Source organism: Streptomyces sp. NPDC052109 (assembly GCF_040680195.1).
In the GTDB taxonomy this organism is placed as follows: Bacteria; Actinomycetota; Actinomycetes; order Streptomycetales; family Streptomycetaceae; genus Streptomyces.
This window is the reverse complement of record NZ_JBFAWF010000002.1, coordinates 306,471-333,009: the sequence shown is the minus strand read 5'-3', so window position 1 is coordinate 333,009 and position 26,539 is coordinate 306,471. Positions and strand designations below refer to the sequence as shown.

17 protein-coding genes are annotated in these 26,539 nt (G+C 73.0%); 11 read left to right on the top strand and 6 right to left on the bottom strand.

All coding sequences use genetic code 11. The annotated features are described in order from the left end of the window. Positions 1-33: 33 nt before the first annotated feature. Positions 34-597, bottom strand: coding sequence for a hypothetical protein (locus AB0L59_RS07010; protein ID WP_365580236.1), 564 nt, complete (start codon positions 595-597; stop codon positions 34-36). 139 nt (positions 598-736) lie between these two features. Further along, positions 737-1,945, bottom strand: a complete 1,209-nt coding sequence (locus AB0L59_RS07005) for a nucleotide sugar dehydrogenase (RefSeq protein WP_365580233.1) — start codon at positions 1,943-1,945, stop codon at positions 737-739. Between the two features lie 282 nt (positions 1,946-2,227). Between AB0L59_RS07005 and AB0L59_RS07000 the strand changes: the two genes are divergently transcribed. The 8 genes from AB0L59_RS07000 (at position 2,228) to AB0L59_RS06965 (ending at position 18,491) form a co-directional block, all read left to right on the top strand. Continuing rightward, positions 2,228-3,937: a glycerol-3-phosphate dehydrogenase/oxidase gene (locus tag AB0L59_RS07000; RefSeq protein ID WP_365580230.1), complete on the top strand. Its 1,710-nt coding sequence runs from the start codon at positions 2,228-2,230 to the stop codon at positions 3,935-3,937. A 277-nt stretch (positions 3,938-4,214) separates the two neighbouring features. Beyond that, positions 4,215-6,311, top strand: a complete 2,097-nt coding sequence (locus AB0L59_RS06995) for a serine/threonine-protein kinase (protein ID WP_365580227.1) — start codon at positions 4,215-4,217, stop codon at positions 6,309-6,311. Positions 6,312-6,474: 163 nt separating this feature from the next. Beyond that, on the top strand, positions 6,475-9,324 hold the full coding sequence (locus AB0L59_RS06990) for a protein kinase (protein ID WP_365580224.1): 2,850 nt from the start codon (positions 6,475-6,477) through the stop codon (positions 9,322-9,324). A gap of 149 nt (positions 9,325-9,473) precedes the next feature. Next, the gene (locus tag AB0L59_RS06985; protein WP_365580221.1) at positions 9,474-11,252 is read left to right on the top strand and encodes a serine/threonine-protein kinase; all 1,779 of its coding nucleotides are present in this window, start codon (positions 9,474-9,476) and stop codon (positions 11,250-11,252) included. An 86-nt stretch (positions 11,253-11,338) separates the two neighbouring features. After that, positions 11,339-13,045, top strand: coding sequence for a serine/threonine-protein kinase (locus AB0L59_RS06980; protein WP_365580218.1), 1,707 nt, complete (start codon positions 11,339-11,341; stop codon positions 13,043-13,045). 911 nt (positions 13,046-13,956) lie between these two features. Beyond that, entirely contained in the window at positions 13,957-14,880 is a 924-nt protein-coding gene (locus AB0L59_RS06975) for a serine/threonine-protein kinase (RefSeq protein WP_365580215.1), read from the top strand. 136 nt (positions 14,881-15,016) lie between these two features. Continuing rightward, entirely contained in the window at positions 15,017-16,630 is a 1,614-nt protein-coding gene (locus AB0L59_RS06970; RefSeq protein ID WP_365580212.1) for a succinic semialdehyde dehydrogenase, read from the top strand. Between the two features lie 55 nt (positions 16,631-16,685). After that, positions 16,686-18,491, top strand: coding sequence for a GMC family oxidoreductase (locus tag AB0L59_RS06965; protein ID WP_365580209.1), 1,806 nt, complete (start codon positions 16,686-16,688; stop codon positions 18,489-18,491). Between the two features lie 63 nt (positions 18,492-18,554). On the opposite strand, the gene AB0L59_RS06960 is transcribed toward AB0L59_RS06965, so the two are convergent. Next, complete coding sequence (locus tag AB0L59_RS06960; RefSeq protein WP_365580206.1) at positions 18,555-19,589, bottom strand: LAETG motif-containing sortase-dependent surface protein; 1,035 nt, start codon at positions 19,587-19,589, stop codon at positions 18,555-18,557. Between the two features lie 718 nt (positions 19,590-20,307). Beyond that, on the bottom strand, positions 20,308-20,604 hold the full coding sequence (locus AB0L59_RS06955; protein ID WP_365580203.1) for a chorismate mutase: 297 nt from the start codon (positions 20,602-20,604) through the stop codon (positions 20,308-20,310). Between the two features lie 391 nt (positions 20,605-20,995). On the opposite strand from AB0L59_RS06955, the gene guaA reads away from it, so the two are divergent. After that, a complete protein-coding gene (gene guaA, locus AB0L59_RS06950; RefSeq protein WP_365580200.1) occupies positions 20,996-22,573 on the top strand; it encodes a glutamine-hydrolyzing GMP synthase in 1,578 nt (525 codons plus the stop codon). Positions 22,574-22,576: 3 nt separating this feature from the next. On the opposite strand, the gene AB0L59_RS06945 is transcribed toward guaA, so the two are convergent. Continuing rightward, positions 22,577-23,053 carry a pyridoxamine 5'-phosphate oxidase family protein gene (locus tag AB0L59_RS06945; protein WP_365580197.1) on the bottom strand — a complete coding sequence of 159 codons (477 nt, stop codon included), beginning with the start codon at positions 23,051-23,053 and terminating at the stop codon, positions 22,577-22,579. A gap of 140 nt (positions 23,054-23,193) precedes the next feature. Here AB0L59_RS06945 and AB0L59_RS06940 point away from each other — a divergent pair, with 140 nt between their 5' ends. After that, complete coding sequence (locus AB0L59_RS06940) at positions 23,194-23,988, top strand: class II aldolase/adducin family protein (RefSeq protein ID WP_365580195.1); 795 nt, start codon at positions 23,194-23,196, stop codon at positions 23,986-23,988. Between the two features lie 42 nt (positions 23,989-24,030). Here the strand turns inward: AB0L59_RS06940 and AB0L59_RS06935 are convergent, their stop codons facing one another. Continuing rightward, positions 24,031-24,918, bottom strand: coding sequence for a DUF4429 domain-containing protein (locus tag AB0L59_RS06935; RefSeq protein WP_365580192.1), 888 nt, complete (start codon positions 24,916-24,918; stop codon positions 24,031-24,033). A 190-nt stretch (positions 24,919-25,108) separates the two neighbouring features. On the opposite strand from AB0L59_RS06935, the gene AB0L59_RS06930 reads away from it, so the two are divergent. Next, complete coding sequence (locus tag AB0L59_RS06930; protein WP_365580189.1) at positions 25,109-26,389, top strand: hypothetical protein; 1,281 nt, start codon at positions 25,109-25,111, stop codon at positions 26,387-26,389. Positions 26,390-26,539: the final 150 nt, after the last annotated feature.

Genomic DNA, 26,539 nt, shown 5'->3' with positions numbered 1-26,539 from the left:
GAGGTGGCCGGGCCCTTCTGCTCGGCGCAGCCGTTACGCGGCGGCCTTCTTGGCGCCCGAGAACGCGGCGAACGCGGCGATGGCGAAGAAGAGGAAGGTCAGCGGGTCGGCGTCTTCCTTCCACACCTTCTGGACCACGTCGATGTGCTGGAAGAAGAGCTCGCCGAAGCTCACGTGCAGCTGGTCGGCGCCGATCATGGCCTCGCCCACGAGCTGGCCGACGTAGACCGAGCCGAGTGCGAGGATCGCGCTCACGACGGGCAGGGCGGGGTTGCGGCCGCCCGCCTTGCCGGCGGCGAGGCCGACGACGAAGCCGACGCCGACGGCGGCGTAGCCGATCTCGTGCTTGGTGGCGCCGATGACGACGCCGTACAGCGCGGCTGCGGCCACGGCGGCGACGACGGCGGCGACCACGCCGAGGACGACGTTGTTGCGGCCCGGCGCGGGCGGTGCCGGCGGCCCGAAAGCGCCCGGCTGGGCGGGGTGGGCGCCCGTCTGCGGCGGGTACGGCGCGGCGGCCGGGGCCTGCCCGGCGTACGGGTTGCCGTCGGCCGGCCCGGACTGCGGCGGCTGCGGCGGCGGAGCTGACTGGCTCATGACAGAAATCCCCCCGATATGGAGTACAACTGAACGACGGAAACGGAGGACTCGCGCAACGTGCGTGGGCGGCGAGTCCGGGGGAGATTAACAGCCGGGAGCGACAACACCCCCGGCTGTTTTCCGTTCGTGACCGGTGTCAGAGCCGGTTCGCCGCCCCCGTGGGCGTGGCCCCGCGCGTGTCCAGCAGCAGTTGGGCCTTCACCGACAGCCCCTGCAGGTCGTACGTGCGGTGCTGCTGGAGCAGGATCGTCAGGTCGGCGTCGGCGGCGGTCTCGTAGAGCGAGTCCGCGCGCGGGACCGGGCGGTCCAGCACGTTCCAGGAGGCCACCAGGGGGTCGTGGAAGCTCACCGAGGCGCCCAGCTCCATCAGCCGGATCGCGATCTCCTGCGCCGGTGTGCCCTGCAGGTCGGCGAGGTCGGGCTTGTAGGTGACGCCGAGCAGCAGCACCCGCGCGCCGCGGGCGGACTTGCCGTGTTCGTTGAGGAGGGTGGCGGCACGCTGGACGACGTACCGGGGCATCCTGCTGTTGACCTGCTGGGCCAGCTCCACCATCCGCAGCGTGCGGGTGGCGTGGCCGGTCAGGTCCTGCGGGACGCCGTGCCCGCCGACGCCGGGCCCGGGGCGGAACGTCTGGAAGCCGAAGGGCTTGGTCTCGGCGCACCGGATCACGTCCCACAGATCGACACCCAGCTCATGGCACAGGACGGCCATCTCGTTGACGAGCGCGATGTTGACGTGCCGGAAGTTGGTCTCCAGCAGCTGCACCGTCTCCGCCTCGCGCAGCCCGCGCGCGCGTACCACCTTGTCGGTGAGCCGGCCGTAGAAGGCGGCGGCCGACTCGGTGCAGGCTGGGGTGAGGCCGCCGATGACCTTGGGCGTGTTGGCGGGGGTGTGGTCGCGGTTGCCGGGGTCGACGCGGCTGGGCGAGTACGCGAGGTGGAAGTCGCGGCCGGCGCGCAGCCCCGAGCCCTTCTCCAGCAGGGGGCGCAGGAACTCCTCGGTCGTGCCGGGGATCACCGGCGACTCCAGGATGACCGTGGTGTGCGGGCGCAGCCGCTCGCCCAGGGTGCGGGCGGCCGCCTCCACCTGGGCGAGGTCGAGCCCACCGTCGGCGCCACGCGGGGTCGTCGCGCAGATCACCGCGGTGCGCACCCGGCCGAGCTGGGCCGGGTCGGTGCCGGGCCGGAAGCCGGCCGCGTGCATCCGGCGCAGCTCGGCGGGGCTGAGGGAACCCGCCTCCGGACCGGTGGCGTATCCGATGGTGGGGATCCCTGCGGCGACGGCGGCCTGGGCGAGCGGCAAGCCGTAGGGGCCGAGTCCGATGACGGCGAGGTCTGCGGGCATGGCGTGGGCCGTCCTTCCCAGTAGCCGAAACGGAACAGACGCGCAACCGCTGTGTACAGCGAGAGTGAGCGCGATGTCAGGCTAGATACATATATGACTGTTATGCGTGATTGTGTTCGTGTGTCTTCCGATGGTTGTGCGCGAGTTGTCCACAGCTTGGGAGCTCGTGGTGGCTGAAGTCGGGCAACCCCGTCAGAATTTGGGCATGAGGAGGGGATGAAACCGGGCTTCGCCCACCGGGTGTGGCCGACGCGAGCGAGTCTGCGACAGCGGGAGGCAGCGGTGAGGACAGCGACTCTGGGGCCGGCGCAGCGTGCCGGGGCACTGGCGGCGATGGCGGAGCGGGAGCTGGACGTGCTGGTGATCGGCGGCGGAGTCGTCGGCGCGGGCACCGCGCTGGACGCCGTCACACGCGGCCTGTCCACCGGTCTGGTCGAGGCGCGCGACTGGGCTTCGGGCACCTCCAGCCGGTCCAGCAAGCTGATCCACGGCGGACTGCGCTACCTGGAGATGCTCGACTTCACGCTCGTCCGCGAGGCCCTCAAAGAGCGCGGACTGCTCCTGGAGCGGCTGGCCCCGCACCTGGTCAAGCCGGTGCCGTTCCTGTACCCGCTGCAGCACAAGGGCTGGGAGCGGCTGTACGCCGGTTCCGGCGTGGCCCTGTACGACGCGATGTCCATGGCCCGCGGGCACGGCCGGGGCCTGCCCCTGCACCGCCACCTGAGCCACCGTCACGCCCTGCGCGTCGCCCCCTGCCTGAAGAAGGACGCCCTGGTCGGCGCCCTGCAGTACTACGACGCCCAGATGGACGACGCCCGCTTCGTGGCCACGCTGGTGCGCACGGCGGCGTCCTACGGCGCCAAGGTGGCCAACCGTGCGCGCGTGACCGGGTTCCTGCGCGAGGGGGAGCGAGTGGTCGGCGCCCGGGTGCAGGACGTGGAGGGCGGCGGGGAGTACGAGATCCGCGCCAAGCAGATCGTCAACGCCACCGGCGTGTGGACCGACGACACGCAGGCGATGGTGGGCGAGCGCGGCCAGTTCCACGTCCGCGCGTCCAAGGGCATCCACCTGGTCGTGCCCAAGGACCGCATCCACTCCACGACCGGCCTGATCCTGCGCACCGAGAAGTCGGTCCTGTTCGTCATCCCCTGGGGCCGGCACTGGATCATCGGCACCACCGACACCGACTGGAACCTCGACAAGGCCCACCCGGCCGCGTCCAGCGCCGACATCGACTACCTGCTGGAGCACGTCAACTCGGTGCTGGCGGTGCCGCTCAGCCGTGACGACGTGCAGGGTGTGTACGCCGGTCTGCGCCCGCTGCTCGCCGGTGAGTCCGACGCCACCAGCAAGCTGTCCCGCGAGCACACGGTGGCCCATCCGGCGCCGGGGCTCGTGGTCGTGGCGGGCGGAAAGTACACCACCTACCGGGTGATGGCGAAGGACGCGGTCGACGAGGCGGTGCACGGCCTGGACATGCGGGTCGCCGACTGCGTGACGGAGGAGACCCCGCTGCTGGGCGCGGAGGGGTACCAGGCGCTGTGGAACGCGCGCGCCCGGATCGCCGCCCGCACCGGACTGCACGTGGCCCGCGTGGAGCACCTGCTGAACCGGTACGGCTCCATGGCCGAGGAGGTCCTGGACCTCATCGCCGCCGACCCCGCCCTCGGCGAGCCGCTGCAGGCCGCCGACGACTATCTGCGTGCCGAGGTGGTGTACGCCGCCTCGCACGAGGGCGCCCGCCATCTGGACGACGTCCTCACCCGCCGCACCCGCATCTCCATCGAGACCTTCGACCGGGGCACCCGCAGCGCCCGTGCGGCGGCCGAGCTGATGGCCCCGGTCCTCGGCTGGGACAAGGACCAGATCGAGCGCGAGGTCGAGCACTACGAGAAGCGGGTGGAGGCCGAGCGGGAGTCCCAGCTCCAGCCCGACGATCTGACGGCGGACGCGGCGAGGCTGGGGGCGCCGGACATCGTGCCGCTCGGCTGAGGGTCGGCTGAGGAGGCGCGCGCCCCTGTCCTCCCGTTCCTGTGCCGCGGAGACGCGCTCCGCCACGACGGGGGCGCCCGGCGAGCCGGGCCTTCCACGGACGCCGGCAGCGGTGGCCGCGGCAGGCGACCCGCCGTCATCCCCGTGAGGAACCCGCGCACTTCACCCGTCTTCCGGCATGTCGCCCCGCCGGAGGCCAGGGGCACCCGGGGCGCTCGGCACTTGTCGGGTGAGAGACAATGGAGGCTCTGTCAGGGCGGGTTGTATGAGGGGACGCATGTCGGAGGCGGAGCGGGCGGGTACATCTCGTCAGGGGACTCGTCAGGACAAGAGCGAGCGTCGTCTCCTCGCCGGGCGGTACCGGCTGGGAGACGTGCTGGGCCGGGGCGGTATGGGCACGGTGTGGCGCGCCGAGGACGAGACCCTGGGCCGGACGGTCGCCGTCAAGGAGCTGCGGTTCCCGTCGAACATCGACGAGGAGGAGAAGCGGCGCCTGATCACGCGCACCCTGCGCGAGGCCAAGGCGATCGCCCGGATCCGCAACAACAGCGCGGTGACGGTCTTCGACGTGGTCGACGAGGACGACCGGCCGTGGATCGTCATGGAGTTGGTGGAGGGCAAGTCCCTCGCCGAGGTCATCCGCGAGGACGGCCTGCTGGAGCCGAAGCGTGCCGCCGAGGTGGGTCTCGCCGTCCTCGACGTGCTGCGCTCCGCGCACCGCGAGGGCATCCTGCACCGAGACGTGAAGCCGTCCAACGTGCTCATCGCCGAGGACGGCCGGGTGGTGCTCACCGACTTCGGTATCGCGCAGGTCGAGGGCGACCCGTCCATCACCTCCACCGGCATGCTCGTCGGTGCCCCGTCCTACATCTCCCCCGAGCGCGCCCGTGGTCACAAGCCCGGGCCTGCGGCCGACCTGTGGTCGCTCGGCGGCCTGCTGTACGCGGCGGTCGAGGGCGTGCCGCCGTACGACAAGGGGTCGGCGATCGCCACGCTCACCGCGGTGATGACCGAGCCCCTGGAGGAGCCCAAGAACGCGGGCCCGCTCAGGGACGTCATCCACGGCCTGCTCACCAAGGATCCGGCCAAGCGGCTCGACGACGCCGGGGCCCGGGCCATGCTCAATGCGGTGATCCACGCGCCGGAGCCGCAGGCGCTGGACGCCACACGGGTGGTTCCGCTGCCGCCGCAGCCCGGGCCGTCCGAGGGCAGGCGGAGCGAGGAGGCCGGGGAGAAGCTGCGCGGAGCGCTGCGTTCGGTCCGCAGGGCGGCCGGGGCGGCCACCGCTGCGGCGTCGGCGCGGACGAGGAGCGGCGGCGACACGGCCGCCCCGGGCGCGGGCGGTGCCGCCCAGGGCGGGCCACGCCCGGCCACTCCCGGCGGGGCGTACCCGGCCACTCCCGGGACCGGTCGGCCGGCCTCCCCCGGCGGAGCGCGGTCCGCTTCGGCCCATGGGGTGGGCCCCGCAAGCGTCGGCAAACAGGCCGGTCCTGCCTCCACTGCCGGCGGCGGGCCGAACTCCAGCGCGAACAAGTCGAGTTCCGGGTGGCCCGTGGTGCCGCCGCCGGACCTGGACCTGCCGCCGCGGCCGGTGCCGAGGGCGCCGCTGACCGACGTGGTGCCCAAGCGCACGCTGGTGATCATCGCCGTGGTGGTCGTCCTCGCGGTGCTCGGCACCGTCCTGGCCCTCACCCTGAACGGCGACGACGGCAAGGGCGGCAAGAGCAGCGGGGCCAAGGCGGCGGCGAGTGCCAACGCATCCACCAAGCAGGACAAGGGCGGCAAGGGCACGGGCAGCGGGGCGCGGACGGACGGGGCGAGCCCGTCGGCCGCGGGCAGCGGTTCCGCGTCGGGCACCGCGATCGACGCCGGCGCGTCCACCGACGCTTCCGGGCCGGCCGACTCGTCGGGCAAGTCCGGTGCGCAGCAGGGCGGGAGCGCGCCGGTGGTGTCGACCCGCACGGGCCGGCAGGGGTACTCGATCGGGCTGCCGAAGGGGTGGTCGTACCAGTCCACCGGCCGCGCGGGAGACCGCTACGCCGGTCCGGACGGGCAGACGTTGCTCATCGGATGGACGAGTGCTCCCAAGTCCGACCCGGTGGCGGACTGGGAGAACCAGGAACACGCGATGATGCGTTCCCGGTACCAGCGCATCCGCATCGAGAAGGTGGACTACCGCGGTTGGAACACGGCCGACTGGGAGTTCACCTACGTCGACGGCGGCACCAAGTACCGCGCCATCGACCGCGGATTCGTGGTCAACGGCCGTCTCGGTTACGGACTGATGTACACCGCGAAGGCGGCGAACTGGGACAGCGCGCTGCGCAAGGACACCTGGAAGACGCTCACGGACTCCTTCCAGCCCAAGTCGTAGGCCGCGGGCGCCGGTTTGGGGCGTGAGAATCCGTCATCCACTCGGTGCGGTTTGCCTCCGGCACGTATCGTGAATGGTTGCGGACCGTACGCAGCCGGAAGTGTGTGCGAAACGGGTCGCGAGGCGAACGGATGTGACCAACCGGGCGGCCGGGGGAGGCAACGTGGACGACTACGCGGGTCGGGTGCTCGCCGACCGCTACCGCCTGCCGCTGCCGCCCTCCGACGAGTACGAACTCACCGAGACCCGCGCCTTCGACACGTACAGCGGGCAGGAAGTGCTCGTGCGGCAGGTTCCGTTGCCGGAGGTCGTCGAGGCCGAGGTGCTCGACGCGGAGGGACTGCCCGAGGGGTTCACCGCGCGTGAGCGCGGGACCCGCCGGACGCAGGACGCCCGGACCGCGACCCGGCGGCCCGCGGACCCGGCGGTGCGGCGTGCTGTCGAGGCCGCGCAGGCGGCGGCCCGCATCCCCGATCATCCGCGTCTCGACCAGGTCTTCGACGTGTTCGCCGAGGGCGGTTCGCTGTGGGTGGTCAGCGAGTTGGTGGCCGCGCGTCCGCTGGCCGCGCTGCTCGCCGAGCGGCCGCTGTCGCCGTACCGGGCGGCCGAGGTGGCCGCCGACGTGCTGATGGCGCTCCGGGTGCTGCATGGGCACGGCTGGGTGCACCGCAACATCACCGCCCGCACGGTGCTGGTCTGTGACGACGGCCGGGTGATGCTGACCGGCCTCGCCGTCGGCGCCGCCGAGGAGGCGCTGTGCGGATACGACCCGGTGCCGGTCCAGGACGGCATGGAGGAGGGAGCTCCGGGCGCGGCAGGCGCGGAGGGCGCCGGCTCCGGTCCGGGTGGGGGAGCGGCTCCGTTCGCCGGGGGCCGGGGGAACTCCTCCGGTTCCGGTGGCCGCCCGGGTGGTGCGGCCGGGGCGGGCGGGGTTCCGTCCGCCGACGTCGATCCCGAGGCCGCGCGCCGGGCCGCGATCCAGGCGCGGGCCGCCGGAGGCCTGCCGGTGCCCGGTGCGAACGGGGTGTCCGGCGGGGCCGGGCTGTCCCACGCGAACGGGATGTCCGGCGGGGCCCGGGTCTCCGGCGCGAGCGGGGTGTCCGGCGGGGCCGGAGTGCCGGGTCCGGCGGGGCGACCGCCCTTGGACACGGGCGCGGACGTCCGTGCCGCCCGCGCCGGGGCCATCGCCGCGTACCGGGCGGGTGCCCGCGCCGCCGCCCGGGTGCAGGAGGCCCGGCAGAGCGGGCGCGCCGCCCTCCCCGGAGCCCGGCCGCCCGCCGAGGGCGACACCGGCGCCGAACGGGCCGACGGCACGGCGCAGTCGCCGTATCCCGGCGGGCCGGGCGGTGCGACACCGCCCGGGCGGATCGCCGACCCCTACGGGGCGCAGGGCGCGCCCTGGCACGGAGCCGTGCCGCGTCCAGGCTCCACCGGCACCCCGGCGTCGAGCGGCGAGCCGCAGCGCCCCGGGCTGCCCTCGGTGAACCCGCGCCCCGCACACCCGTCCGTCCCGGGCCGGCTCGCCGCCCCGGGCCCCGGCCGCGCCGCCGCCCCCGGTCGCCAAGGCCCCGCCCTGCCTCCGGACGACGACCCGGCCCACCTCGGCACGGACCTGCCCCCCTACGGCATCGGCCCCGCCCACCAAGGGCCGGCCCTGGCCCCGGCCACCACCGGCCCCACCCAGCGGCCCCTCCCTCCGCACGACCCCTCCCGCCCCCGTTGGGACGACGGCGGTGTGGTCGTGGGCGGGGGTCCGCGTGGGCCGGGGACCGCGTTGGCGGCCGAGCGGGCGCGGCAGGTGCGGATGACCGTCGTGGGGCCCGTGACCGAGCGCTGGGCACCGGAGCAGGCCGGGCCCGTGCACGAGAACTGGCAGCTGGCGGCGCCGATCGGGCCCTCGACCGATCTGTGGGCCCTCGGGGCGCTGCTGTTCCGGGCCGTGCAGGGGCACGCGCCGTACCCCGAGGAGTCGACGGCCGAGCTGGTGCAGCTGGTGTGCGCCGAGCCGCCCGCCTTCGCCGAGGAGTGCGGTCCGCTCCGGCCGGTCGTGGAGTCGCTGCTGCGTCAGGACCCCACCGAGCGCCTGGACTTCGAGGAACTGAGCGGCTGGCTGCGGTCGCTGGTGCGCTCCGCCCCGGAGCCGGACGCCGGCACCCATGTCGTGCCCGTGCCGCCCGCCGACCCCAGCCGGCTGCCGATCGTCCGGCGCCGCGGCGAGCTGGTGCGGCTGCGACGGCGGCGCGCCGGGCTGCCCGAGGTCCCGCCACACGGCCGGCACAAGCGGGCCAGGGCCGCCGGGAAGGAGGCCGGTTCGCCGCGCAGGCTGGGCCGTACCCTGCTCCTGCTGATCCTGCTCCTGCTGGCCGGCGTGATCGCGTACGCGATGCTGTTCATGCCCAAGCAGGGCGAGAGCGGGGCCGCGGGCAGCCCGGACCGCACGGGCAGCGCCGGTGAGGCCGGCCCGGCGCCCACGCACACCCGGCAGCCCTCCTCCGGGCAGAGCGCCCCGCAGAGCAGCGTGCCCGCCACCGAGACCCAGACCGGCGCGGATCCGTCCGTCGCCGACGGCTTCACCCTGCGCAAGGACCCGGAGGGCTTCCAGGTCGCCGTGGCCAAGGGCTGGGACCGCACCCCGAAGAACGGCAGCGGCCAGGTGGTCTACGCACACGGGAACTTCGAGCTCATCGTCGTACCCGGACGGGACGGCGCCGCGACCTACGGCAGTGACCCGATGGCCTACCAGCGGGACAAGGAGAGCGAACTCCAGCCGTACCGCGACTCCAGCTGGGCCACGGCCGCCGGCCTGAGAACCATCGAGGTGGGCGGGCGGACGATGGCCGAGGGCCAGTTCACCTGGACCGACGGGCAGGGCCGCGACCTGTTCGTGCGCAACATGGCGATCCTGCTGAACGGCCGCTACCACATCGTCCAGGTCCGCGGCCCGGAGGCGCAGCGGGACGAGGTGACGCGGCTGTACGAGCAGGCCACGGCGACGTACCGCTACACCGGTTGAGCGCCCCGTATACCGGTTGACCGGTCCTGGCCGATTCCGGCGGCGACAACCGTCACAGTGCTGTCACCTTGGCACCCCGCTGGTTCCCTGTTGGTGGGCCGGTCCTTAGTCTGACCCTGTCAAGAGCATTGCGGGGCAACGTGAATCAGATGCAGGGCCTGCTGATAGCGGGCCGCTACCGGCTCGCCGACTCGATCGGCAGCGGCGGCATGGGCCGGGTGTGGCGCGCCCACGACGAGGTGCTGAACCGGACGGTCGCCGTCAAGGAGTTGACCGCGGCGCTCTACGTCTCCGACAGCGACCGGGCCGTTCTGCTCGCCCGTACCCGGGCCGAGGCCCGCGCCGCCGCGCGCATCAACCACTCCGCCGTCGTCACCGTGCACGACGTCCTCGAACACGACGGCCGTCCCTGGATCGTCATGGAGCTGGTCGAGGGCAACTCGCTGGCGGACGAGGTCAAGGAGCGCGGGCGCGTCGAGCCGCGGGAGGCCGCGCGCATCGGCCTGTGGGTGCTGCGGGCGCTGCGCGCCGCGCACTCCGCCGGCGTCCTGCACCGCGACGTCAAGCCCGGCAACGTCCTCCTCGGCCGGGACGGCCGGGTGCTGCTGACGGACTTCGGCATCGCCCAGATCGAGGGCGACTCCACCATCACCCGCACCGGAGAGGTCGTCGGCTCGGTCGACTACCTCGCGCCCGAGCGGGTGCGCGGCCACGACCCCGGCCCGGCCTCGGACCTGTGGGCGCTCGGTGCCACGCTGTACACGGCGGTCGAGGGCCGGTCGCCGTTCCGCCGCACCTCACCGCTGAGCACCATGCAGGCGGTTGTGGAGGAGGAGGTCGACGAGCCGCGCCACGCCGGTGCGCTCGGTCCGGTCATATCCGCGCTGCTGCGCAAGGAGCCGGAGCGGCGGCCGGGCGTGGAGGAGGCGGAGCAGATGCTCGCCGAGGCGGCGGAGGGCCGCCGCCCGCACACGGCCCAGGCGTTCATTCCGACCCAGGGCTCGGGCATCCACGCCGGTGGGCCGAGCACCTCGGGGTACGGCACCGGGCCGACGGCGCAGGGCTACGGCCCCACCGCAGGCGCCTCCGGCTACGGCGCCACGGGAGCCGTCTCCGGCCACGGTTCCGCGGGCACCGCTTCCGGACACGGCTCCCCAGGGACCGCTTCCGGCTACGGCCCCGGAGCGCAGGCCGGCCCGGGCCGGTCCATGACCGGGCCGACGATCGTGGGGCCCCCACCCCCGGGCCCGGCGCGGTCCCGCCCGCGCCGCCGGCTGCGCACCCTCGCCCTGGTCGTCGCCGTGGCGGCGGTCCTCGGCGGTGGCGCGGCCGTGGCCTTCCAGGAGTGGGGCGGCATGGAGCAGAACACCGGGACGGGCGGGGGCGCGGGCCCGGCCACGACGTCACCTTCGGCGAGCGGCAGCGCCACGCCGGGCCCGAACGGGACCGTGCCCGCCTCGTGGCAGCCGTACCACGACCCCTGGGGCTTCACCGTCTACCTGCCCAAGGGCTGGAAGCGGAAGCTCGTCGGCGTCCACGGCGACCTCAAGCAGGTCGACTACACCCCGGACGGCGGCCTGCACTTCGTCCGCATCGCCATCGACGGCTCCCCGGACTTCGCCGACGCCTACCAGCACCAGCAGGACCTGGAACAGCAGTTGCAGCGGCTCGTCGACTACAGGAAAGTGGTCATGAAGCCGAACATCTACCGCGACCGCAACGGTTCGCTGTGGGAGTACACCTGGTACGCGCTGAAGAAGGACGCGCCGCACGTACCCGGTCCGCGCCACGCCATCGAGGAGACGTACTTCTCGCGCTCCGGCACCGAGTACGCCCTCTACATGTCGACGCCGGAGCAGGACTGGGCGGAGACCAGCAAGCAGTTCAAGTGGGTGCTGCAGAGCTGGCAGGAGCCGAACGAGGGCTGATACGGCCGAAAACCGCTGGTCGATCGGCCCTGCTTGGCCGATCGGCGCCCCGGAGCGGATGGGTCCGGTGCGGCATGATGGGGCTCATGGGGACCGAGGGCGCCGACTTCCGTGTGATCGCGGGCCGTTACCGGCTGGAGGAACGCATCGGGCGCGGCGGCATGGGCGTGGTGTGGCGGGCCGTCGACCAGGTGCTGGGCCGGCGTGTCGCGGTCAAGGAACTCCTCCCGGACGACACGCTCTCCGAGGACGACGCGCGGCGCCGCCGGGACCGTACCTTCCGCGAGGCACGGGCGGTCGGCCGGCTGCGACATCCGCACATCATCGTCGTGCACGACGTCGTGGAGCAGGACGAACGGCCTTACCTCGTCATGGAGTTGGTCGACGGCGGTTCGCTCGCCGACCTGATCTCCCGGCAGGGCCCGGCCGACGCCGCCGAGGCCGCGCGGATCGGCGTCGCCCTGCTCAGCGCGGTGCGCACCGCGCACGAGGCGGGGGTGCTGCACCGGGACATCAAGCCCGCGAACGTGCTGATCGAGTCCGGCACCGGCCGGGTCGTGCTGACCGACTTCGGCATCGCCCAGGTCGCGGGGGCCACCACGCTCACCGAGACCGGCTCCTTCGTCGGCTCGCCCGAATACACCGCCCCGGAGCGGATGTCGGGGCTGCGCACCGGGCCGGAGTCCGACCTGTGGTCGCTGGGCGCGCTGCTGTGCACGGTGCTCAGCGGCGCGTCGCCGTTCCGGCGCGACTCGCTCGGCGGCATCCTGCACGCCGTCGTCTCCGCGGACATCCGGCCACCCGACGAGGCCGGGCCGTTGTTACCGGTCGTACGGGGGCTGCTGGAGCGCGACCCCGACCGGCGGCTCGGTGCGGCCGAGGCCGAGCAGATGCTGCGGACGTTCCTGGAGACGGGCCGGACCCCGGAGGCACCGGGGCCGTCGCCCGGCGTCACCGCCGCCTCCGGACTCATGCACCGGATCGGCGGCGGCCGGACGCCGAAGGCCGCCGCGCCGTACACGCCGACTCAGCAGGACCTTCCGCACGGCGGGCCATCGCCGGCAACCGTCCCGGCACCGGCGGCCGAGCCCCCGGCCCGGCCGCCGTCCACGCGGGGGGTGCTGGTCGCGGCCCTGCTGGTCGCCGCGCTGGCCGGAGCGGGCGTGTCCGCGGCGGCGCTGCTGCTGCACCGGGACGGGGGCGGGGGCGGTGGCAGCCCCGGCGGTACGGCGACCTCCCCGGCCACCGCGACCGGCACGAGCCCGGCCTCGCAGCCGGCATCATCCCCGGCACCCCCCACCTCCGCCCGGACGCCCACCGTTCCGTCCTCCGCCGGCTCGCACAGCGCGCCGTCCGGTTACCGCACGGCCCGAGATCCGGCCGGCTTCTCCCTCGCCGTGCCGCAGGACTTCGCCCGCAGTCCGCAGGGCGAGCGCGTCTTCTATCTCTCCCCGGGCGAGATCTTCCGCCTCGGCGTCAAGGTCGCCGATCCCCAACCCGGTGGCCCGCAGGGCGTGATGGAACGATCGGCTGCCAAGGGCCCGTCCACCAACCCCGGTTACCACGACGGTCGGGTCACCCGCACCACGCACGACGGACAACCGGCCGCGCTGTGGGAGTTCACCTGGGACGGCTTCAGCACGGCGGAGGGCCCGCGGCACACCTACGACCTGTGCTGGGAGGAGGCCGGGCGGATGTACGACGTGTGGGTCTCGGCGCCGGTCGGCAAGGTGCGGGAGGCGCGGGAGTACTTCGACGTGGCCGTGGACACCTTCTCGCTCACCGGTTCATGACCGCCGCGCCCTCCCGCCTGCGCGTACCCCGCGTCGGCGAAGTGCCCCCGGTCCGGGTCAGCGTCGGCGAAGGCACCCCCGGGTCCCGGTCAGCGTCGGCGAAGTGCGCCCAAGTCCGGTTCCGCGTCGGCGAAGACACCGCCGGGGCGGGTCCCGTCGCCGAAGACGCCTCCCGGTCCGGGCCCGCGTTCCGGCAAAGACACTTCCGGTCCGGGTCCGCGTCGGCGAAGACACCTCCGGTCCGGTTTCCGTCGACAAAGACAGCCCGGGTCCGGGCCCGAGTCGGCGAAGCCCCCCGGTCCGGGTCCCTGCGACAAGCACAGCCCTGGACCGGGCCCGCGTCGCCAAGACGCCTCCGGTCCGGGTCCGCGTCGGCGAAGACACCTCCGGTCCGGTTTCCGTCGACAAAGACAGCCCGGGTCCGGGCCCGAGTCGGCGAAGCCCCCGGTCCGGGCCCCAGCGACAAGCACAGCCCTGGACCGGGCCCGCGTCGCCAAGACTCCCCCCGGTCCGGGCCCGCGTAGGCGAAGTGCCCCCAGTCCGGTTTCCGTCGACAAAGACAGCCCCGGTCCGGGCCCGAGTCGGCGAAGCCCCCGGTCCGGGCCCCTGCGACAAACACAGCCCTGGACCGGCCCCCGTCGCCAAGACCCCCCGGTCCGGGCCCGCGTCGGCAAGGACGGGCCGCCGGACTCCCCGCCTCGGACGGGCGCCTGACTGCCCCCTGGCCCAAGGCGGGTAGCCTGACTCCCCCCAGGCAAAGACAGGGCGCCTGACCCCCGGGCCAAAGGCGGGTCGCCCGACTGCCCCCTCGGCAAGGCGGGTCGCCTGACTGCCTCACCCCACAGGCGAAGACAGGCCGCTTGGCCCTGCCCCCTTCGACAAGGGCATGGTGCTCGCGGTACTCATGTGACATGAGTGGAGACGGCGAACACCCGCCCGGCACACGTCTGATCGGTGGCCGCTACCGGCTGGCCGGGCGTCTCGGCTCCGGGCCCACCGGCACCGTCTGGCGGGCCCGGGACGAGCAGGAGCAGGGCCGCCGGGTCGCCGTCAAGGAGCCGCTGCTGCCCGGCGATCCGGCCGACGACGAGGACAGTCGCCGTATCGCCCACCGGTTCTACCGGGAGGCCCGCGCCGCGGCCCGCGTGCGCCATCCCTCCGCGGTCACGGTGTACGACGTCGTCACCGAGGGCCAAACCCCCTGGATCGTCATGGAGTTGGTCGAGGGCGAGTCGTTGCGGGAGGCCCTGCTGCGCGGCCCGGTCCCGCCCGACGAGGCCGCCCGGATCGGGCTCGCCGTCCTCGGTGCCCTGCGCGCCGCCCACGCCGTCGGCATCGTGCACCGGGACGTCAAACCGGCCAACGTCCTGCTGGAGTCCGGCACCGGCCGGGTCATCGTCACCGACTTCGGGACCGGCGACGGACACCCGGCGGACACGCCCGCCGGTTTCCGCGCGCCGGAGCGTGCCGCGGGCCCCGGCGCCGGCCCGGCGTCCGACCTGTGGTCCCTGGGCGCCCTGCTCCGCGCCGCCCTCGCGGACACGGACCCCGGCCCGCTGGGCCCCCTGCTGGAGCGGCTGCACGCCGACGAGCCGGAGGCCCGTCCCGGCGCGGAGGAGGTCACGGCGGAACTGCGGGAGTACCTCGGGCTCCCGCCCGAACCGGACGCCGTACGGGAAGGCGGTCATCGGGCCACCCCGGACACCCCGCCGGCCACCGCGGCGGAACCGGCCCCCGCCTCCGAGCCCTCACCGCCCCCGCCCCCCGAACCCCGTCGTCGCAGCCCCCGCACCACGCTCGGACTGCTTCTGGCGAAAAAAGCCGGGCTCGAATGATCGTTCCGTCCGCCACCGCGTCAACGCCCTGATCAGCACATTCACTGCCAGTGATCACTGGCAGTGTGTGAGCACTCCGTGAATCCCCGTTACCGACGGGTACACAAAGCCTCCGCTCCGGCATACCCTGCGCGTCATGACGGACACGCAGGCCCCGGACAGCACCGGCACCAACCCGCTCGCGCCCGCCCCCGAGGGCGCGCGCACCGCCGCCGACGTGGTCACCCCGGAACTGGTGGCCCAGCTCACCAAGGGCGTCGTCGGCTCCGGCCGAACCGCCAACCACACCCCGTTCACCGGCGAGAAGCTGGCCGACCTGCCCGAGTCCACGCCCGAGGACGTCCTCACGGCCTTCGAGGCCGCCCGCGCCGCACAGGCGGTGTGGGAGAAGACCCCGGTACGGCAGCGCGCCGCCGTCCTGCTGCGCTTCCACGACCTCGTGCTGCAGCGGCAGGCCGAGGTGCTCGACCTCATCCAGCTGGAGACCGGCAAGGCCCGTCTGCACGCGCACGAGGAGGTGCAGGCCGTCGCGGTCGCGGCCCGCCACTACGGCCGCAAGGCCCCCGCCTATCTGCGGCCCAAGCGGCACACCGGCGCCGTCCCCACCCTCACCAAGGTCACCGAACTGCGCCACCCGCGCGGCGTCGTGGGCCAGATCGCCCCCTGGAACTACCCCCTGGAGCTGTCCGTCGGCGACGCGCTGCCCGCCTTCGTGACCGGCAACGCGGTCGTGATGAAGCCGGACACCGAGACCTGCCTCACCGCCCTGTGGGCCCGCGACCTGCTGATCGAGGCCGGCCTGCCGGAGGGCGTCTTCCAGGTCGTGCTCGGCGAGGGCCCGGTCGTCGGCCCGGAGCTCGTCAAGCACGCCGACTACGTCTCCTTCACCGGCTCCACCCGCACCGGCCGCGAGGTCGCCCAGGGCGCCGCAGCACGCCTGGTCGGCGTGTCCCTCGAACTCGGCGGCAAGAACGCCATGCTGGTCCTCGAGGACGCCGACATCGAGAAGGCCGCCGCCGGTGCCGTACGCGCCTGCTTCTCCTCCGCCGGACAGCTGTGCATCTCCATCGAGCGGCTGTACGTCCACGAGTCGATCGCCGACGCCTTCCTGGAGCGCTTCGCCGCCCGCACGAAGGCCATGCGGCTCGGCAACTCCCTCGCCTACGGCGCCGACATGGGCTCGCTGGTCGGCGAGCGCCAGCTGAAGACCGTGGAACGGCATGTGGAGGAGGCCGTCGCCAAGGGCGCCAAGGTGATCGCGGGCGGCACGGCCCGCCCCGACATCGGCCCCTACTTCTTCGAGCCGACCATCCTCGAGGGCGTCGAGCACTCCATGGCCGTGTGCGAGGAGGAGACCTTCGGACCGGTCGTCTCCGTCTACCGCTTCAAGAACGACGACGAGGCGGTCGAGCGCGCCAACGCCACGCCGTACGGCCTCAACGCCTCCGTCTGGACGAAGAGCGCCCGGCGCGGCAGCGAGGTCGCCGCCCGGCTGCGCACCGGCACGGTCAACGTCAACGAGGGCTACGCACCCGCCTACGGCAGCGTCCAGTCCCCGATGGGCGGCATGAAGGACTCCGGTCTCGGCCGCCGCCACGGCTCCGAGGGCATCCTCAAGTACACGGAGGCCCAGACCGTGGCCCAGCAGCGCCTGCTGCCGATGGCGCCGTCGCTGGGCATGACCGACGAGGGCTACGCCCGCTTCATGAGCACGAGTCTGCGCCTGATGAAGGCCTTCCGGTTCCGCTAGAGAAACCCGACCAACAGCGCGTCCAGTACCACCCCGTTCTCGACGAGGAGAGCACGTGTCGCAGGAGAAGTCTGTCCAGACCCGGGACGAGGACGGGTACGACTACGACGTCATAGTCGTCGGATCGGGATTCGGCGGCTCGGTGTCCGCCCTCCGCCTGACCGAGAAGGGATACCGGGTCGGCGTCCTGGAAGCCGGCCGCCGCTTCACCCGCGACACCCTCCCGAAGAACTCCTGGGACCTGAAGAACTACCTCTGGGCCCCGAAACTCGGCATGTACGGCATCCAGCGCATCCACCTGCTGGGCAACGTCATGGTGCTGGCGGGCGCGGGCGTCGGCGGCGGCTCGCTCAACTACGCCAACACCCTCTACGTACCGCCGAAGGCGTTCTTCGACGATCCCCAGTGGCGGGGCATCACCGACTGGCAGGAGGAGTTGAAGCCGTACTACGACCAGGCCCAGCGGATGCTCGGCGTACGGCTCAACCCCACGATGACCCCCTCCGACGTGCATCTGAAAGCGGCGGCGCAGCGGATGGGCGTCGGGGACACCTTCCACCTGGCCCCGGTCGGCGTGTTCTTCGGCGACGGCTTGGACGCCGACGGGACCGCGAAGGCGAAGCCGGGGCAGCAGGCCGCGGACCCGTACTTCGGCGGAGCCGGCCCGTCCCGCAACGCCTGTACCGAGTGCGGCGAGTGCATGACCGGCTGCCGGCACGGCGCGAAGAACACCCTGAACGAGAACTACCTGCACCTCGCCGAGAAGGCGGGCGCGGTGGTCCACCCCATGACCACGGTCGTGTCCGTCACGGACGACTCCCGGGGCGGGTTCGCGGTGGCGACCCTGCCGACGGACCGGAAGAAGAAGGGCGAGGGCCGGCTCTTCACCGCCCGGAGGGTCGTCCTCGCGGCCGGCACCTACGGCACGCAGACCCTGCTGCACCGGATGCGGGCCGGCGGCCAACTGCCGTATCTGTCGAAGCGCCTGGGCGACCTGACCCGCACCAACTCCGAGGCACTGGTCGGCGCGCAGACCGACGACCGCCGCTACCGCAAGGCGCACGGCACCGCCAGGGCCGACTTCACCCAGGGTGTCGCGATCACCTCCTCGATCCACCCGGACGAGAACACCCACATCGAGCCCGTCCGCTACGGCAAGGGCTCCAACGCGATGGGCGGCCTGTCGATCCTCCAGGTGCCTTATGCCGAGGGCTCCTCCCGGGCCCTGGCCTGGCTGACGAACGCGGCCAGGCACCCGCTCCTCGTGCTGCGCTCCCTGTCCAACCGGCGCTGGTCCGAGCGGACCATCATCGGCCTGGTCATGCAGTCGCTGGACAACTCCCTGACGACGTACCTCAAACCGGACGGAGTCGGCAAGGGCCTGCTCACCGCCCGCCAGGGCCACGGCGCCCCCAACCCCAAGCAGATCAAGGCCGCCACGGAGGCGGCCTCCGCGCTCGCCGCCGAGATCAACGGTTTCGCCGGCAGCAACGTGGGCGAGCTGATGGGGACCCCGCTGACCGCTCACTTCCTCGGCGGCTGCCCCATCGGCGACTCGGCGCAGACGGGGGTCATCGACCCCTACCACCGCCTCTACGGCCACCCCGGCATCTCGGTCGTGGACGGCGCCGCCGTCTCGGCGAACCTGGGCGTGAACCCCTCGCTGACGATCACCGCGCAGGCCGAGCGCGCGATGTCCTTCTGGCCGAACAAGGGCGAGCAGGATCCGCGTCCGGCGCCGGGCGCGGCGTACGAGCGGCTGAAGCCGGTGGAGCCGCAGGCGCCGGCGGTCCCGGCGGAGGCGTTCGGCGCGCTGCGCCTGCCGTTCCTGGGGGTGCCCGCGGTGCCGCCGAAGCAGTAGCGCGGAGGTGCCGAAGGGGCCTGCGCCCCCCTCCTGGCGCAGGCCCCTTCGGTGTGCGACCGCTTACGCGGCTGCGTTCGAACCGGCGCCCTTGCGGCGGCGGACGGCGAACACCGCTCCGGCGCCGACGACGACGGCGGCACCGCCGACGAGACCGATGGTCGGCAGCATGGAGCTGGAACCGGTCTCGGCGAGCGAGCCGGTCACGTCCTGGGTGTTGGACTTGCTCGGCTTCTGGGTGGGAACCGGGACCTTGCCACCCTCCTGGGGCTTCGTCCCGCCCGTGTCGGTACCGGCCTTGACGATCTTGATCAGGTAGCTGGCCTGGTCCGAGCCGATGCAGTTCTCCTCGTCGTCGAAGTACATCCCGCCACCGATGGTCAGGCCCTCACCGACCGGCGCGTTGGCCTTCACGTTCAGCCGGAGCTGGTAGTTCACCGTCTGGCCGGCCTTGATGTCGGCGAGGTCGAGGTAGCCGTTGGAGTGGCCGGCGCCGTCCTCGACGTCGTACCACGCTCCGTCGTACTTCACCTGGAGCTGGACCTGGCTGGTCTTGAACGCGTACTGGGCGTTCAGGTCGCTGGGGCCGACGCCCGCGTAGAAGATGACGTCCTTGAGGTCGGCCGACGTCGGGTTCTTGACGCCGAGCGTGAAGGGGTGCCAGCCGCTGCCGACGGCGATCTCGCCGGGCAGACCGCTGAGCGAGGCGTGGATCTTGGACTGGTAGTGGGCGTCGTCCTCCTCGCAGATCCCGGTCGGCGTGCTCGGCTCGCCGCTGGGCTCGGCACTCTCGCTGGGCTCGGTGGAGGTGGACGCGGACGGGGACGCCGACTCGGACGCGGAGGTGGACGCGGACGCCGACGCGCTCGCACTCGCCGACTCGGAGGCGGACGGGCTGTCCGGCGCCGTGGCCGTGGGCGTGCTGTCGTCGGCGGCCGGGCTGCTCTCGTCCGCTGCGGGAGTGCTGTCCGTCGCGGCCGGGCTGCTGACCGACGCGCTCGGGGACTCGTCGGCGAACGCCGCAGGAGCGCAGGTCAGGGCGAGCGGGGCGAGGGCGGCTGTCGCGGCCGCGGTGATCATGGCGCGGCGAAGCTTCATTCGAGGACCTCTTGTGGGGCTCGCGTGCTGCGTCGCGGCAGCACGTGGTCGGAGGCCTCCGTGTGTGGGGCACGGGCATGGCCGTTGGTTGCGTACGTGAGACCCGTGGCCTGTGAGAACGGTTGTGCGTCAGCCGACGATAAAGGTGTGTGAAGTGGCTCACATTGTTCCGGGGCATGACGAAGGGCCCCGCGGGACGGAGAGGCCGCGGGGCCCTTCTTGGATCAGCATCGACGTCAGGGCGGCGTCGATGCCTGGGGCGGCGCCGGGGGGGTTGCGCCGCTGGTTCGTGGTCCCGCCCTCGTGTCGTGCTTTCGCGAGCCGAGGCGGACGGTGTACAGCGATGCCGTCGTCCGCGCGGGGACTTGGGGCTTCTGCGCGTCGTGCTGGATGGGCAAGGCATCCGCACCTGTTCGGCCGGCACTGGTGCACAGGTGCGGCAGTTTTCCGCCGGTCGGCCCCGGGCGTCCCCGGAGCCGACCGTTCTCTTGGGTGACCGGGCTGCTGTCCCCTGCCGTCCGGTCACTTCCCTGGAGCGAGGTCCCACGGCCTACGGCACGACCCGTACGCCTCATCGCTCCAGCGAGCCACGCGTGGTTCTGTCGGGCCCGCCCCTGGCTGGCACGGACACTTCGATCAACGAAGCGCCGCGCGACGCGGTCACGCGCCGTACGGGTGAGACGGTGCCCGAACTGAGGTACGACGCTGAGGTGCCGGCTCAGACGCGCCCCCGGCACAGTTCGAGCAGGGTCATGGCGAGGCCCGTGCCCGGCTTGCCGAGCGCCTCGCGGTAGCGGCCGAGGATCTCCATCTCCCGGGAGAGGTGCACCCGCCGCCCGCCGGAGGCGATGCGGGTCTGCTGGACGACGGCGGAGACGGCCATCCGCTCCTGGATGAGACCGATGATCCGGTCGTCCAGCACGTCGATGCGCTCACGGGCGTCGGCGATGGTCTCTTCCGGGGTCGAGGTGGTCCCTTCCGGGGCGGTGGTCTCTTCCGGGGTGGTGATGGTCATCTCGGGGCTCCTGGTGACGGTGGCCGGCACGCCCCGGAACGGCAGGACCCGGAAACGACAGGCGCCCCGGGCCTTGTCGGCCCGGGGCGCCTGGTAAGTCGCTTGGCGTTGCGCTCAAGCAGCAAGACCATGGCAGCCGGCGGGCCGGATGCCATAGGTAAAGAGGAAGGTCGTCTGCGTGAGCATGGCGCCAGTATGCCACGACGCGGAGTCCCGCTCCGCCGACCGACCGCGACGGCCCTCAGCCGGGCGCCGCGCCGGCCTCGGCCCGCCCGCCGCCTGGCCAACCGGGGGGGTACGAGGGCGGAGCCCACGCGAGCGGGACCCGTCCCACCAGCACCCCGTTAGAATCGGAACCAAAGACCCCCGCCCATCCGCCGGAAGGCAAGCCGTGTCATCGACCCCCGCTGCCGCCACCCCCGACACCGTCCTGGTCGTCGACTTCGGCGCGCAGTACGCCCAGCTCATCGCCCGTCGCGTCCGCGAGGCGCGGGTCTACAGCGAGATCGTGCCGAGCACCATGCCGGTCCAGGAGATGCTCGCCAAGAACCCCGCGGCGATCATCCTCTCCGGTGGCCCCTCCTCGGTGTACGAGGAAGGCGCACCCCGCCTCGACCGCGAGATCTTCGAGGCCGGCGTCCCCGTATTCGGCATGTGCTACGGCTTCCAGCTGATGGCGCAGGCCCTCGGCGGCACCGTCGACAACACCGGAGCCCGCGAGTACGGCCGTACCGACCTGCACGTCTCCAGGACGTCCTCCACCCTCTTCGAGGGCACCCCGGACGAGCAGCACGTGTGGATGTCGCACGGCGACGCCTGCTCCGCCGCCCCCGAGGGCTTCAGCGTGACCGCGTCCACGGACGTCGTCCCGGTCGCCGCCTTCGAGAACGACGACAAGAAGCTCTATGGCGTCCAGTACCACCCCGAGGTCATGCACTCCACGCACGGCCAGCAGGTGCTGGAGCACTTCCTGTACCGCGGCGCCGGCCTGAAGCCGGACTGGACGACCGGCAACGTGATCGAGGAGCAGGTCGCCGCGATCCGCGAGCAGGTCGGCGACAAGCGCGCGATCTGCGGTCTGTCCGGCGGTGTGGACTCCGCCGTCGCCGCCGCCCTCGTCGCCCGGGCCATCGGCGACCAGCTGACCTGCGTGTACGTCGACCACGGCCTGATGCGCAAGGGCGAGACGGAGCAGGTCGAGAAGGACTTCGTGGCCGCGACCGGCGTCAAGCTGGTCGTCGTGGACGCCGAGGAGCGCTTCCTGACCGCGCTCAAGGGCGTCACCGACCCCGAGGAGAAGCGCAAGATCATCGGCCGGGAGTTCATCCGCGTCTTCGAGCAGGCGCAGGCCGAGATCATCGCCGACGAGGGCCCGGCCGTGGAGTTCCTGGTCCAGGGCACCCTGTACCCGGACGTCGTCGAGTCCGGCGGCGGCACCGGCGCCGCGAACATCAAGTCGCACCACAACGTCGGCGGCCTGCCCGAGGACCTCGAGTTCCGGCTGATCGAGCCGCTGCGCAAGCTGTTCAAGGACGAGGTCCGCATGGTCGGCCAGGAGCTCGGCCTGCCGGAGGAGATCGTCCAGCGCCAGCCGTTCCCGGGCCCCGGCCTCGGCATCCGCATCGTCGGCGAGGTCACCAAGGAGCGCCTGGACCTTCTGCGCGACGCCGACGCCATCGCCCGGGAGGAGCTGACCACGGCCGGCCTCGACCGCGACATCTGGCAGTGCCCGGTGGTCCTGCTCGCCGACGTGCGCAGCGTGGGCGTCCAGGGCGACGGCCGCACCTACGGCCACCCGATCGTGCTGCGCCCGGTCTCCTCCGAGGACGCCATGACCGCCGACTGGTCCCGGCTTCCGTACGACGTCCTGGCCCGTATCTCGACCCGGATCACCAACGAGGTCCGCGACGTCAACCGCGTGGTCCTCGACGTGACCTCGAAGCCGCCGGGCACCATCGAGTGGGAGTAGTCCCTACCGTCGCCTGAGAGTGCGCACCGGCTCTCCGGGCTTCCAGACCTGGACGACGAGGTACGTGTCGTCCTCGACGCAGGTCCGTACGACCTCCGTCAGCCCGGTGCGGAAGAGGTGGAACGGCTGCGGCGGTTCCACCTCTTTCACGTACGCCGCCTTCGTTTGCCCTTCCCCGACCTCGTACGCCAGCCCGCTGATCCGCACGTCCCCGCCGGCCATGTCCGTGCCGTCCCCGGGGTTGGCCTGGAGCGAGAAGCGGGGATCGCGGCGCAGGTCGAGGGCCTTGCGGGAGCCGTCCATCATGCCGAGCCACAGCTCACCCCGGCGGAAGTCGGCCTCCAGGCCGGAGGTGCGCGGCGAGCCGTCCGTGCGGAGGGTGGCGAGGACATGGTGACGGAAGGCGCCGAAGCGCTCCTCGGCGAGTCGCGCCAGGCCGGGTGCGGCGGAGGTGAAAGCCGCCCAGTTCACAGGTGTCATACACGCCAGTCTCACCGGCAAACCGGACAACCTCTGTCGTGTATTCGGCGCGTACGTCATCTTTACAAAACAGCTCTGCCCTTTTGCGCTGACCGAGGGTAACTTCCGGCGCGTACAGCAATCCCAGCGCTGGAGGACCTATGCACGGGCCCACCCCGCCCCTGCCGCTGCCCACCGACCAGCTGCGGTTCGCCATGCCGCCGATGCACGACTCGGTGGAGGACGAGCGCCGGCACCGCAAGGAGCGGCTCGCGGGCGCCCTGCGGATCTTCGGGCGCGCCGGTTTCGAGGACGGGGTGTCGGGCCACATCACCGCGCGCGACCCGGAGTACACCGAGTGCTTCTGGGTCAACCCGTTCGGGATGCCGTTCAAGCACGTGACCGTCGGCGATCTCGTCCTCGCCAACCAGGACGGGCAGGTCGTCGAGGGCCGCTACCACGTCAACCAGGCCGCGTTCACCGTCCACGCCCAGGTCCACGCCGCCCGTCCGGACGTCGTCGCCGTCGCCCACTGCCACTCCGTGCACGGCCGCGCCCTCGCCGCGCTCGGCGAGCTGATCGACCCCATCACCCAGGAGAGCTGCGCCTTCTACGAGGACGTGGCGCTCTACGACGCCTACACCGGGGTCACCGTCGACATCGAGGAGGGCCGGCGGATCGCCGGGGCCCTCGGTTCCCGCAAGGCGCTCGTGCTGCGCAACCACGGGCTGCTCACCGTCGGCGACTCGGTGGACGCCGCCGCCTGGTGGTTCATGTCCCTGGAGCGCTCCTGCCAGGTCCAGCTGATGGCGAAGGCGGCCGGCCGCCCGGTCCTCATCGACCACAAACTGGCCGTGGCCACCCGCGAGCAGCTCGGCGGCGACCTGGTGGCCTGGATCAACTACCAGCCGCTGTGGCAGGACATCAGCCGCGGCGAACCGGACCTGCTCAGCTGACCCGCGCCCCGCGCCCCGCGCCCCGCGGCGCGGCCGGCCCGCTCAGCCGAAGCCTCTGAGCACCGCGGCCTTGGTCATCGCGAACTCCTCGTCCGTGAGCACCCCGTCCCGGTGCAGCTCGCCCAGCTCCCGCAGCCGGCGCAGCAGCACGTCGTGGTGGCCGGCCCGATCGGGTACGGCCGCCCGATGCCGGTCCCCGCCGTCGCGGGCGCCGCCGGTACGGGTGGAGGGATGCGGCAGCCGGGCGGTGACGGCCGTCGCGACCAGCGCGGTCAGCAGATCGCGGCGGACACTGCCCCACAGGTCCAGGGTGTAGGGGTCCCGCTCGGGCGGCAGCTTGGAGAACGCCGTCTCCGGGGTCACGAACCGCAGAAAGCCGTCCTCGTACCCGGAGTTGGGCAGCCACTCCACCTGCACCAGATCGCCGAGGGCGATGATCCGCGGGCCGGTCGCGCGTTTGACCCGGTCGGAGGTGTCGGCCCAGTCGATGCGCACCTGGGTGCCGTCGAAGGAGACCGTGCCGTCGGAGGCCCGCACGGACACCGGCACCGGCGGGCCCGGCAGCAGATAGCCGGTCGTGGGCTCCTTGGGGATCCGGTCGAGGAGCAGGGCGTGCCGGATCTCCTCGGCGACGTACTCCGCGCTCCCGCCGCGGTCCGCGTCCACCGTCAGCCGGTAGGGGTTGGCCGGCTCCGGCAGCCGCCCGCCCGTCGCCTGCAGCAGCGGGTCGGCGCCCTCGCGCAGCCGCATCCGCAGCCGGCCGCGCTTGCGCTCCGGTTCGTAGACGACGTGCGAGACCGCCTCCAACGGCACGGAGATCTCCCCGTACGTCTGCCGGAACAGCGGCACGCAGCGGTGCAGTCCGGGGGTGATCCGGATCGTGCTGCCGTCGAAGGCCCAGGTCCCGTCGCGCTGGATGATCTCGGCCATACGGAAATTCTCGCAGCCGGGTCAACACGGCGGCCCGTACTTCACCCTCCGCGACCCGGCCCGGCGGCCCAGGACGACTCTCCGTAGGGCACAATTCGCTTTCGACGCAGGGCAGTTGCACGGCGGCGAGGTCCTCCTTCGAGGGCCCGCCGAGCGTGCCGGAAGGTCGTGGGGAAGGCGGGCGCCGGTCGTGGCGGTGCAGGAGGCGAGAGACGGCACGGGTGCCGGGCGGATCCACGAGGGCGGCTGCACCTGCGGGGACTGTCCGCACGGCGTCCGGGAGGGACACCGGCGGGCCGTCGCCGCGTTCCTGCGCCGGCGGGACGAGTTCGCGGCCGGGCAGGGCCTGCCGGCGGCCGTGGCCCACTCGGCCTCGGCGTCCCGCCAGTGGGTCTCCGAGCAGCTGACCCAGCGGGCGGAGTCCGTCGCCGAACGCGGCCGCGCCGAGGGCGAGGTCCGGCTCGCCCGGCTGTGGCTGCGCACGGTGTGCGCGGTGTGGGGCGCGGTCCTCGCGCTGCTGCTCGGCGAGGCGCTCACCGCGGTCGGCGCGGGCTGGGGCGGCGCCCGCACCGCGGCCCTGGCCGCCGCGCTCGTCGTCGCCGTCACCCTCAGCGCCGCCTCCTGGTTCCACCGGGCGTGCGGCGGGGTGCTGGCCCCGTTGATCGGCGAGGACAACCGGATGTCCACCTCCCGTACGGTGGCCGCCTGTTGGATCCTGTTCGTCGGTTACGCCGTACTGCTGCTTGCCGCCCGGCTTGCCGGCGCCTCCGACCCGGCCGAACGCGACGCGCTCATCTCGGGCCTCGGCCTCGCGCGCGGCGCGGGCGTGGTGACCGTCCTCGCCGTGGTGTGCGGCATCGCCGTCCTGGTCCGCCGGGTGGTGGGCCTGCGCATCCTCGCGCAGCGGCTGCAGAAGGTGCCGGCGTACCGGCCGCGCGCCGCCGACCTGCTCACCGACGACTCCGGCCGGGGCGCCTTCACCGACATCCAGTACGTCGCCATCAGTGCCGTAGCCCTGCTGTTCGCCGCCGTACGACTGGCCCGCCGCCCCGACCGGCTGCCCGACCTGCCCTGGGGCCTGGGCGTCATCGTGCTGATCTCGGCCGCGACCTACCTGGCCGGCAAGTACGCCGAGGGCGGCCGCCCGGTCGTCCTCTCCGTGGTCCGCGTCCGCGAACCCGGCGACCTGGACGGGCCGATCCGGACCGGCGACGACATCGAGATCCGCGGCGCCGGATTCGTGCCGCCCGGGGCCCGGAGCGCCGACCGGCTCTCCCGCATGGTGGTCCGCATCGGCACCGTGGATGTGCATGTGCCGCTGGTGCCCGTCACCGGCGGTTTCAGCAATCCCACCGACACCGTCCTGACCGTGCCGGTACCGGCCGACGTCGAGCCCGGGGCGGTGGAGGTGCAGGTGGTCACCGCCGCCGGTATGGCGACCAACCGGTGCCTCGTCCAGGTGACCGAGTGAGCGGTGCCGGCGACCGCCGTCCGCCTCGCATCTGACGGTCTCCGCCCGGCCCCTGTTCGCGCGGGGACTCGTACGTGGCGCCGAAATCCGGAAAAACGTCCGGGATGGGATTGAACCGCGTCCCCTTGTCGTACGTATGGTCAAGTGGGG